We start from the raw sequence: 10,895 nt of genomic DNA, 5'->3' as shown, positions 1-10,895 counted from the left end.
CATAGCTCAGCTGGATAGAGCAACAGATTTCTAATCTGTCGGTCTCAGGTTCGAATCCTGATGAGATCACTTGAACACGAAGCCTTTCTGAAATTCAGAAGGGCTTTTTTATTGGCTGAAATGAGGTATTTATAGCTTAAACGCCGTTTTTAAGATTCTGTTAATTGATAAACTGTTGGATTGCTAAATTGAGTAAGTGTCACTTTCTGTTTCGTAATTTGGTATTTTAAAGATGGATTTGGCGCACTTTTGGCGCATTTCTAAAGCAAATTTAGAGGTTACTGGGATAGATTCTTCTTCTGATTGCATACTTTTCTTAATTAAGTGAATAAATAATTATGGCGCCCCAACAAGTGCAAGGATGAATTAAATACAAGGAGGAACGGAATAAATTTAAGGTAGTGAGGAGGGCTGTGTTTATGCCGGAAATTCCTTGCCTTGTATTGCAGACTCCCACTTAACTTTGCTGAATAATTATTTTCTCACTCTTTATTCCAATTCAGAAAATCTTAAATTCTTATTTTATAGAGGTCGTGAAACTCTGGTTTTAAGTTATATTATCTTACTATTGTGGCATAGGTCTTTGCAGTTTGAACTTTCGATAAGTCCGCTGCGTCAATCATTACTTGATTGAAAAAGTTATCTCCCTCTTTCGTGTCAACAACGCTTTGTGAGATCAGCCAAAGGAATCTTTGTGATTTTGTGTCAAACTCAAGGCTTAACTCTTGTACCGGATCGATGTCTCTTTGTTTACTCCTTGCTATTTCGAGGAGTTTACAATAAGTAAAGCTTGTATCAATAGGTGCATAATTCTTTTTAGAGGGAAAGACGAATGGACTTATTATTTTGCCTTCTTTATTTACAGCAATACCAATAAGGAATGACGCAATGGAATCGGGTTTAAACTGATAGAAAAAAAAGTACTTAGCCTTATAGTATTTTAAAGTAACATCTTGTCTACCTTGCTTTTTAAACCAATTCAATCTTTGAGGGTAAACAACCTCTAAGGAATGGAAGTTAAGCTTAGAGTAGAATTTATCACCAGAATATTTCAATATAGCTATATCAACATTCCTTTTGTATGCCAATGCCTTTGCCGGAGCTTGTTTAATGTCTATAGGATCAGTAAGAACATTCCAGTTCTTTGATGTATCTCCATTAGTAGCAAAAGCATATGTTGGACAAAGACGTATGTAGTCTGTGGAATAATAATTCCCTCCATATTTAATTTTTCCACGATCGATGCACTGAGAATATGCCAATACACTCATGGTAATCATTATTATTAAGAGAAAGATATACTTAGGCATTAGTCACGGGCTTATCCTACCAATATAATAAACATCTGGCCCCAAATCAAGATATAAGCATTATAGTCTTTATAAAGGTCTGTCCAAACTCAAATTGAGGCTACCTCCGAATATGATTATCCAATTCTGCAAAATAGAAATTCTGTTGTTTACTTAGGTAATACAAATAATAAATTGATAAACCCAAATGACCTGCTACACTTTTTCAAAAAAGGGGTTCTTAATACCCTTAATATTAAGTGTAGCAAACTAAGAAAATGCAAGAAATGGTTATTTGATGCTTTAGATGACATTTTACGCTGACTTATTAAAAGGGGAATGCTCAATATGCTAAGATTAAGTGTATGCCCTATCGGTAATATCTATGGCTTCTAAAACACTAATATCCCATACACCAGCCTTTCCTTCTAAAAACTGGCTTTTCCAATAAAAGTAGCCTTCATTCACTGAAACTTCAACTGTCAATTCTAACTTGACAAGGCTGCCTGTTAAAGCCGTAAGGCTGATTGGTAAATGCTCAATTGATGCAAGACTATAATTTGTTTGGACCTGGCCTTGGTGTAAATTCAGCCCATCTATTCTTATATGTGCAACAGATGTATTGTTATGTAATTGTTCAACTTTTAAAATGGTGAGTCTAGATTCCTCCTCGCCTTTTCTGGTTATATAAGACCATATCTGGCCTTCCATGATCTCTGTACTCATAGGTATACTATTAGGCCTGCTCTGCAATTGGTTTGTCCAAAGTAGAAATTCAGCATTAGCCGTACAAGAGATAGCTTTATTAGCGTTTTCAAAATCAAATTCCGGATACTTAGAAACGATATCATACACTTCTTCAAACCCTTTGGCCCCTAAAGGAATCCTGCAACTGCTGTTATTACCAACTAAGGTTAACCAAAGATCAGGTAGCCAAGGGCCTTCATCAGTATTTATATAGAATACCTTTTGTAGGTCAGTCCAGATTAAAGTTTCTACGCCCCATTTAGGATGTTCAACTTTTACCCATTCAGTTGTAATGGTTACAGTGTATTGATCTTCCGGCTGGTTTACCTTGCGATTGAATAGTTTATTGAATAGCCCCATTTTAAAAGATTAAGATAGCACATTTCCGTATTAAGCCAACTCAATTTTAGTAATTGAGTTTATTCTCTTCACTGGCTTATAGCAAGCTGTACAGAATAAAGCCAGCAACACAAACACCATAGGTTAGTAATGATGATATGCAGTCTGAGTTTGTATATTATATGAGTGCAAAACAGCTGTTTGACCTTTATTTTAGTATTTATTAAATGTTGTGCACACCATACAGCAGCTATCAACATAAATTGGCTTAGTAATTCATTATAACTCTCCTGATCCTTTTATTTTATATCTACAAACGGTAAGCCATCAAGGCTTTTAGCTTTTATAGAAGGAACCAAATAAGGCTTCTTTGGTATTTGAAGAAGTTGCTTTTCCTCGCCAGCGGCAAAGCCAAGTTTGTACCCAATGTTATCCTCTGTAGTCATAAAAACGTTGTCGTACTCTTTGTCATCATCCGCAAGAAAAAGCATTACCTTCCTGTTCTTACTTTTATCTGTTATCCAATCGTCACCTTCCTTTGTGGTAACCCAGGCTATTACTTGTGATTGCCACTTGATATCGATAGGATACTTAAGGAAGTTGACAGCAAAGCAAAAAGTAGCAAAGTCTGTATCATAAGGAAATATAACAGCAAAAGAATCAGAGGAGAGGGTAACAAGCCTTGGTAAGGCCACGAAGCTGTCTTTGTTATAGATGTTACAGAATGTGGTTAAAGCTTTTTTGGCATCTTCCTGGTTCACGTTACTTATAACAATTAGCTTATCATTCTCTTTCATACTGGTTGGCTTCTTATCATTTGAAGGGCGAGTAGAATCTTTAGCTAGTCTATCAGTTTGAGTACAGGCTTTCAATATAAGTGCTAACGCCACAAAAGCTATAAGTATGATTAAGGTCTTCATTTTAGAGTAAATAGGACATTCTAAGGTAATAGATTTCGATGAGTTTAAAGATAGTTATCTAATCTCCAACTTAAGTTCTGTGTGAGCTCATTTATCGCTATTATTAAATAGCTTACTATTTCAAAATAGTTTACGGGTTTTGTCAAGCCAGCTAATATCAATAAATGTTCCGTTTCCCATCCAAGTGCAACCATCTTGCGGCGCTTTGCATAGCAAGCCTGCGGGCTATTTATGAAATTATAACATCAAAAGTCACTCCTCCTGGCGGTTCCTGAAGCTGCTAAATCAGTAATTATTTATTATTTGATTTATTATAAAAACTCAAAAGTTATTTTTATGTTAACGTCAGCAAAATGAGGTTATTTTATAAGTATATAAATGCAATTCAATGGCAAAGCGAATACTTATTATAGAAGATGATCAGGATATATTAGGCTCGATTGAAACCTTGCTTGATCTCCATGATTTCGATGTTGTAGGAGTTACAGATACCGTTGATATTATTTCCCTGGTTAATCAACACCAGCCAGATCTTGTATTGACTGATTTTGTTCTCCCTGGAATGAACGGGGGGCAGATCTGTAAAGCGATCAAGCATCATAAAAATTGGTCTCATATTCCGGTAATTCTGATGACGGCTTATCATAAGCAGGCGGTAGCTGTAGCTAATTTCGGCTATGATGCCTATCTGGCCAAACCCTTTGAAAACAAAAAATTGATTGATATCGTAGAAAATCTATTGAGTTGATACAGAACAGACTCACATTGTATGAAAATATCTTTTGATAGAAATTTGAAGATCGGCTATGGATTTTCATTTATAGCACTTCTTGGTGTCAGTTTCATATCATACATGGGAACAAGGCAAATGTTGAAAAGCAGCCGGTTGGTGGAGCATAGCAATGTTATTGTTCGGAAATTGGATAGCCTTATTTCTGTTATGAAAGATGCAGAGACTGGCCAGAGGGGGTATCTGATCACCGGCAGGACGGAATTTCTGGAACCCTACTACCAATCGCCGGTTAAGGCACACGCATTGATTGGTTCGCTGCAAAAACTTACATCAAATGATAATCGGCAACAGGCCAATATCCTGAACCTGCAGCAAATGGTTAGCACCCGCATGGAAGCATTTACCCGGAATATGGAACTCAAAAAATTGGGTAAAAATCCGGATTTAAATAACATGCTCGCCGGGAAAAAGGCAATGGATAATCTGCGTAAAACAGTTGCAACCGCTGAATTACACGAGCAGCAATTATTGAATGCTGAACTGATTCAGTACAGAAGCTATGTTAGGTATGTTCCTTATTTCATTCTCGCATCTGTTTTGATAGCGCTTGTTGTTACCGCCTTATCCTACAAAGGAGTGACGGCGATTATTAGAGACCGGGCAGATATGCAAGTGCAGATTACCAATAAGGAGCGCGAAACTGCCGAACTTAATGATGAACTGGCCGCATCTAATGAGGAAATGACTGCGATCAACGAAGAACTTAACGTAAGTAATGAAGAATTACTCGACTCGCGGCAACAGCTCACCAACCTGAACGCTGAACTTGAGCAAATCGTGGTTTCCAGAACGGCCGAACTGGCACTTAGCGAGGAACGCTTTCGAATGATACTGCAAACCCTGCCAACAATTGCATGGACAAATTCCCCTACCGGCGAAGTGGATTTCTTCAACCGGCAATGGTTTAATTATACGGGACTGGATTTCGAGTTCAGTAAAGGTTCGGGATGGCAGAGTGTAATTCACCCGGAGGATGTCGGGTATAATCACTCACGTTTCAATGAAATTATCGCATCGGGCGAAGCGGGGGAGTTCGAGATCCGGGAGCGGCGGCACGATGGTATATACCGTTGTCATCTTATTCGTATGGCTCCGCTCAAGCGTGATAACGGCCAGATCCAGCTATGGGTGGGCACAGCGACAGATATTGAGGAGCTTAAACAACTGGAACGGCAAAAGGATGACTTTATAAATATTGCCAGTCATGAACTAAAAACTCCGCTTACCAGTCTGAAGTCTACAATTCAGATCATTGAATCAATGAGTGATAAGCTATCTCCCGAAAAGATGAACGCGCTCATAGAACGGGCCAGCAGGAGTGTGAATAAAGTTTCTGTATTGGTTGAAGACCTGTTGTATATGGGAAAACTGAGCCGGGGACAATTGGACTTAAAGATTGTTCAAACAGACCTGGCCGGAGTGATCAGGGAAAGCTGTGCTTATTTCAATGCTGTTAGCAATGTTGAGTTTGTTATTGAGGCGGAGGCACATGTAAGCGTCCCCGCTGATGCCGAGCGGATAAGTCAGGTGATCATTAATTTTATTAATAACGCGCTGAAATATGCATCTTCATCAAAAAAGATTTATATCCATCTTTCTGTAAATGAAATGGCTATTATATCGGTAAGGGATGAAGGACCGGGAATTTCGCTGGAACATCAGCCCTTTCTCTTTGATCGGTATTACCGAAGCCCCGACGGAAAACAGGCCTCAGGCATGGGTATAGGTCTTTATATCAGTGCGGAAATTATTAAAAGGCATGGCGGTCAGATCGGCGTTATCAGTAAGCCGGGAGAGGGCAGTACATTTTGGTTTAGTGTGCCAATGGTACAAACCTCCGGTCATCACCTGGTTGAGCATCAGGAGCATATTTCATAAACTTTGAAAGTCCGGTCTGATGATCCTGGAATTTCGCAGTTAAGTTAAATTTTTGATAATTAGGAAACTGATTAATCTAAAAGCAACAATTAAAATCCTATTACGTAAAAAACGATACTATACCAGTTAGAAAAGTTGAAGTCATGACACATTCAGAAATATTATCCAAAACTATGCTTGTTGATGACAGTGAACTTGACAGTCTTATTTTTAAGATGCTCATCAAAATGGTATTAGCAAAAACTGATATCGAAACCTGTCCTAACGGAAAGATCGCCATTGACAGAATCAAACAAATGAATAAGGAACAGCCTGGCAGCCTTCCTGAGTACATATTTCTGGACATCAGAATGCCAGAGATGGACGGATGGGAATTTTTGCAGGAGTACGATAAACTGGATATTCCTGTTGAGTTGCAAAGTAAGATCTATATGCTTTCATCCTCAATTGATCCTCATGATCTGGAGCGATCGAGAATCCACCCTCAGGTAGCCGGCTATTTGTCAAAGCCTATCGATATCAAAAAGTTGCGTGATATCTTAAATCTGGCCTAAACACACTCAAACGCAAACTATCTGATTAAAGAAATTGTAATACTAATTGTTCCCATTCTTCCTCTAAAGACAGGTTCGGACGAATCTGCCTTGCTTTGTCATACCAGTAATCGGCATTCCCGATATCGCCTTCCTTACGGTGCAGGTAAGCATGTACCCAGGCCGATGACTGATCTTTTAAGTGGTCAACTTGCGCGTGTGCCTGCTGCCAGTCTCCCTTACCATCATACCAAAGGCTTTTTAACTGTACCGTCAATTCGCTCATGGGTTGTTTTAAGCTTAATGAAGCTTTGAATTCATCTAATGTCATCATTGAAGTAAAATTGATGATATTATTAGTAATTAAATAAGATATGTACAATTTACAGGCTCTATTGATAAACCTGCCGGATAAATGTTCGAACTTTTAAAATATATAAGCTTGTCAGGGCTATCCCGACATCAATCATTTTCCATGCGGTTTTCACGGTTTTCAGAACGGAAGATCATGCGCAGGGCCTGGTCACGGGTAAGGTAGGCTACTGTCCAGTTGTAAAGTGTTTTGATCTTGTTATTATAATTTACAAGCGATACCAGGTGTATAAACAACCAGCTCATTAAACCTAAAAAGCCTCCTAAATGTAATTTGTGTTTAAACAGATCGGCCATTGCTACCCTTCTGCCAATGATGGCCATATCTCCGCGGTCAAAATAAATAAAAGGTTTCATTTGCTGGCCTTTTGCAACCCGAGTAAGATTTTTGGCCAGGCTTTTTCCATGTTGTATAGCCGGTTGTGCCAGCTGCGGGTGGCCATTAGGATAAGCAGGGTCAGAAGTTAGCAGGCTTATATCGCCAATAGCATAAATATTTTCATATCCATTAACCCGGTTAAAGGCATCTGTAAGCATGCGCCTGCCTTTTCCAATACTTTCTGCAGCGATACCCTCAAATAAGTTGGCTATTACACCGGCGGCCCATATTAAGGTTTCTGCCTCTATGGTACTTCCGTCAGATAAATGTACAACGCCGTTATCGTACGAATTAACATGGGTATTCAGTTTGATGTGAACACCCTGATCTGCTAAAGCTTTGTAGGCAGCCTCGTGCGATTTATCGCTCATCGGGGCCAACAGATAAGGGGAGCCGTCAATAATGTGAATTTCGGCAGTTGTCTCCATTAACTGCGGATAATCCTTCCCCAGAATGTATCGTTTCATCTCGGCCAGCATACCGGCAATTTCTACCCCTGTTGGTCCACCACCGGCTATAACTACGGTTAACAATTTTTTTCTTGCCACCGGATCGGTTTCAATAGCTGCCCGCTCTACTGTTTTGATAAGTTCGTTGCGCATAAACAGGGCATCATCAATACCTTTGAGCGAAAAGGCCTGGGCGCGTACACTCTCATTGCCAAAAAAGTTGGTTTTTGATCCCGCTGCAAATACAAGTATATCATAATTAAGAATACCACCATCGCTTAAATAAAGCTCCTGTGTTTGGGTATCAACCTTTTTTAAAGATGCCATTCTGAAAGAGGCGCCGCTGTTTTTTAACACCTTGCGGAATGGATAGCTGATACTTGCCGGTTCCAGAAAACTGGTTGCAACCTGGTACAGTAAAGGGGTAAAATAGTTGTAGTTGTTTTTATCGACCAGGGTTATATGGTAATATTTATTTTTCAGCATGCGGGTAATAAAATTTAACCCGGCAAATCCACCACCAATAACTACAATGTGTTTTTTGTTTACAATACTGTTTTCCATCAGGCTACTATTTAGGCACAGTTAGACTAATGCAATTTAGTTACTATCAAATATATTTTTAACTTTTTTGACCGTTTATTTCCAAATTAATCCATACTTGAAACGTATTTGAACCCCATACCGCAGGCGGTAATTGATAGAAACCCGAATATCAAACAAAGTCCTAATTATTAATATCTTTAGCAGGCGCAACTTCAATGGAGCGCCGCTTATCTTTTAAAAAGCTGAAAAGAGAGCCTCTTCTATTATGAATTTAAACTCCATTAACCTCAAAGGACTGTTTCTTGCAATTATGCTAACTACTGCTGGTGCAATTGGCACTTATGGCCAAACCTATAAAGATCCCAAAGCTCCTGTACAGAAACGGGTGGCCGATCTCTTAAAGCGTATGACACTGGAAGAAAAGGTTGGACAAATGAGCATGTCATCATTGACAGACGCGCTCCATAGTAAAATTGCATACGGTGTACTGGAAAGCCCGTTTACCAATGTTAAGGATGTAGCATTAAAATCAGCAGCTGCAAAAAAATACAGCCGCGAACAAACCCGTCTGGGTATTCCGCCCATACAAATCGGCGAATGTTTGCACGGGCAGCTGGCGGCAGGAGCCACCACTTTTCCGCAGGCTATAGCGCAAGGCAGTACCTGGAACCCTGCACTTATAGAGCAAATGGGAAAAGCTATCGCTTATGAGGCATCAACTTCCGGGGTAGACGAAGCGCTTTCGCCGTTGTTTGACCTTATCCGTGATGCCCGTTACGGCAGGGTAGAGGAATGCTTTGCCGAAGATCCGTACCTGGTTGGTCAGCTTGGCTCAGCCTTTGTAAGAGGTATGCAGGGCGATCCGGCACAAACCCGTAACGCCTTCGCCTTTGATAAAGTAATGTGTACCGGAAAGCACTTTGCTGCTTACAGCAAACCTATCGCAGGCATTAATCTGGCCCCTACTGAAATTGGCGAACGTGAATTGCGCTCCATGTTTCTGGCTCCTTTTCGTGATGCTGTGCAGGATGCAAATATTGCCGCAATAATGCCCTCGTACAATGAGATTGATGGTATCCCCGCTCATAGTAATGAGTTTTTATTAAAACAAGTGTTAAGAACTGAATGGGGCTTTAAGGGCTATGTGTTTTCTGATTACGGAGGTCTTAGTCAGCTGTATGATTTTCATAAAATTGCCAAAACCAAATCAGAAGCCGCCTTAATGGGAATAACAGCAGGTGTTGATCTGGAAGCCGCACGTCCTGATGTATATCCGCATTTAATTGAGCTGGTTAAAGCCGGCAAGATCAAAGAATCACAAATTGATACTGCTGTAGCCCGCATACTTACTATTAAATTCAAGGCTGGTTTATTTGAAAAGCCCCTGGCAGATACATCGCGCATAAAGGATAGGGTGCATACTCCTGAACATATTAAACTATCCCAGCAAATAGCCGAGGAATCAATAGTTTTATTAAAAAACAGTAACAATCTGTTACCACTTAATATTAGCAAGCTAAAGTCAATAGCCGTTATAGGGCCTAATGCCAATAAGGTACAATATGGGGATTACAGCTTTACCCGTGATAACCTATCGGGCGTGAACGTATTGGAAGGAATAAAGCAATTTGCGGGTAACAGCATTAAAGTAAATTATACCAAAGGATGCGAACTTACCGGCCTTGACAAGAGTGGGTTTGATGAAGCCGTAAAAACGGCACAGGAAAGCGACGCTGTGGTGGTAGTGTTAGGTACTACCAGTGTGGTATTCCAGGGAATAGGTTGGAATGGTCAGACTCCGGGTAACGAACCCCAAGATCCATTTACCTGCGGTGAAGGCTATGATGTTACCGATATTAGCCCGCAAGGTGTTCAGCGCGAGTTGCTGCAGGCTGTTTATAAAACCGGCAAACCGGTTATACTGGTATTGGAAAATGGTCGTCCGTGGAGTATCAGTTGGGAAAAGGAGAATATCCCGGCCATTTTAGAGGCCTGGTATCCTGGCGAAAAAGGTGGTACTGCTATAGCAAATATCCTGTTTGGTAAAGTAAATCCATCGGGCAGGCTTAACATGAGTGTACCACAATCCACAGGTCATATTCCCGTATTTTATAATTATGTCAATTCTTCAAAAGGGATTAACCGTGAACCAGGAACCATTGAAAAACCGGGTCGCGATTATGTGTTTTCATCAACAGACCCACTGTTTGCTTTTGGCTTCGGGTTAAGCTATACTTCATTTGATTATACCAACCTTAAGGTATCAAGAACGGATTTTAGCAAAAACGAGCAGGTTGCTATTACTGTAGATGTGAAAAATACTGGTAATGTAGCAGGAAAAGAAGTGGTACAATTGTACCTGGGCAACAAGATAAATTCGGTAAGTACGCCAAAAATGGCATTAAGACGTTTTGCTAAAATAGCTATTGAACCAGGTGCAGTTAAAACAGTGAACTTTACGATCAATAAAGATGATATAGCGATCTGGAACCGCCAAATGAAACATGTTACTGAACCGGGCACCTTTGATGTGATGATTGGGAAAGCTGCTGATAATGTAGTGCTGAAGAAGCAATTGGAATATAAAAATTAACATAACAATCATTATAACAAAGGCACCTCTTATGAGGCGCCTTTGTTATGATTGCTA

The 10,895-nt window shown here is 39.9% G+C and carries 10 protein-coding genes and 1 tRNA gene; 6 read left to right on the top strand and 5 right to left on the bottom strand.

Features of this window, described 5'->3' with window-relative positions; all coding sequences use genetic code 11:
- Position 1: 1 nt before the first annotated feature.
- Positions 2-66: transfer RNA gene (locus tag AAGC65_RS03230), tRNA-Arg, on the top strand.
- A gap of 491 nt (positions 67-557) precedes the next feature.
- Here AAGC65_RS03230 and AAGC65_RS03225 read toward each other — a convergent pair.
- The 3 genes from AAGC65_RS03225 to AAGC65_RS03215 form a co-directional block, all read right to left on the bottom strand.
- Positions 558-1,271, bottom strand: coding sequence for a hypothetical protein (locus AAGC65_RS03225; RefSeq protein WP_343110966.1), 714 nt, complete (start codon positions 1,269-1,271; stop codon positions 558-560).
- Between the two features lie 375 nt (positions 1,272-1,646).
- Positions 1,647-2,396 carry a hypothetical protein gene (locus tag AAGC65_RS03220; protein ID WP_343110965.1) on the bottom strand — a complete coding sequence of 250 codons (750 nt, stop codon included), beginning with the start codon at positions 2,394-2,396 and terminating at the stop codon, positions 1,647-1,649.
- Between the two features lie 278 nt (positions 2,397-2,674).
- Positions 2,675-3,295 (bottom strand): hypothetical protein, encoded by a 621-nt coding sequence (locus tag AAGC65_RS03215; protein ID WP_343110964.1) that lies wholly within the window; start codon positions 3,293-3,295, stop codon positions 2,675-2,677.
- 388 nt (positions 3,296-3,683) lie between these two features.
- Here AAGC65_RS03215 and AAGC65_RS03210 point away from each other — a divergent pair, with 388 nt between their 5' ends.
- The 3 genes from AAGC65_RS03210 (at position 3,684) to AAGC65_RS03200 (ending at position 6,520) form a co-directional block, all read left to right on the top strand.
- Positions 3,684-4,043 (top strand): response regulator, encoded by a 360-nt coding sequence (locus tag AAGC65_RS03210; RefSeq protein ID WP_343110963.1) that lies wholly within the window; start codon positions 3,684-3,686, stop codon positions 4,041-4,043.
- A 21-nt stretch (positions 4,044-4,064) separates the two neighbouring features.
- Positions 4,065-5,966 carry a CHASE3 domain-containing protein gene (locus tag AAGC65_RS03205; RefSeq protein WP_343110962.1) on the top strand — a complete coding sequence of 634 codons (1,902 nt, stop codon included), beginning with the start codon at positions 4,065-4,067 and terminating at the stop codon, positions 5,964-5,966.
- Between the two features lie 143 nt (positions 5,967-6,109).
- A complete protein-coding gene (locus AAGC65_RS03200) occupies positions 6,110-6,520 on the top strand; it encodes a response regulator (RefSeq protein ID WP_343110961.1) in 411 nt (136 codons plus the stop codon).
- 25 nt (positions 6,521-6,545) lie between these two features.
- On the opposite strand, the gene AAGC65_RS03195 is transcribed toward AAGC65_RS03200, so the two are convergent.
- On the bottom strand, positions 6,546-6,833 hold the full coding sequence (locus tag AAGC65_RS03195) for a hypothetical protein (protein WP_343110960.1): 288 nt from the start codon (positions 6,831-6,833) through the stop codon (positions 6,546-6,548).
- A gap of 128 nt (positions 6,834-6,961) precedes the next feature.
- Positions 6,962-8,263: an NAD(P)/FAD-dependent oxidoreductase gene (locus AAGC65_RS03190; RefSeq protein WP_343110959.1), complete on the bottom strand. Its 1,302-nt coding sequence runs from the start codon at positions 8,261-8,263 to the stop codon at positions 6,962-6,964.
- A gap of 108 nt (positions 8,264-8,371) precedes the next feature.
- Here AAGC65_RS03190 and AAGC65_RS26165 point away from each other — a divergent pair, with 108 nt between their 5' ends.
- Both AAGC65_RS26165 and AAGC65_RS03185 read left to right on the top strand, forming a co-directional pair.
- The gene (locus AAGC65_RS26165; RefSeq protein WP_407940658.1) at positions 8,372-8,437 is read left to right on the top strand and encodes a hypothetical protein; all 66 of its coding nucleotides are present in this window, start codon (positions 8,372-8,374) and stop codon (positions 8,435-8,437) included.
- A gap of 118 nt (positions 8,438-8,555) precedes the next feature.
- Positions 8,556-10,838 (top strand): glycoside hydrolase family 3 N-terminal domain-containing protein, encoded by a 2,283-nt coding sequence (locus AAGC65_RS03185; RefSeq protein ID WP_343110958.1) that lies wholly within the window; start codon positions 8,556-8,558, stop codon positions 10,836-10,838.
- Positions 10,839-10,895 lie beyond the last annotated feature (57 nt).

Origin of the sequence: Mucilaginibacter sp., assembly GCF_039207105.1 — a bacterium.
Taxonomy (GTDB): domain Bacteria; phylum Bacteroidota; class Bacteroidia; order Sphingobacteriales; family Sphingobacteriaceae; genus Mucilaginibacter.
The sequence above is the reverse complement of the archived record's forward strand: the minus strand, read 5'-3'. Positions and strand labels throughout refer to the sequence as shown.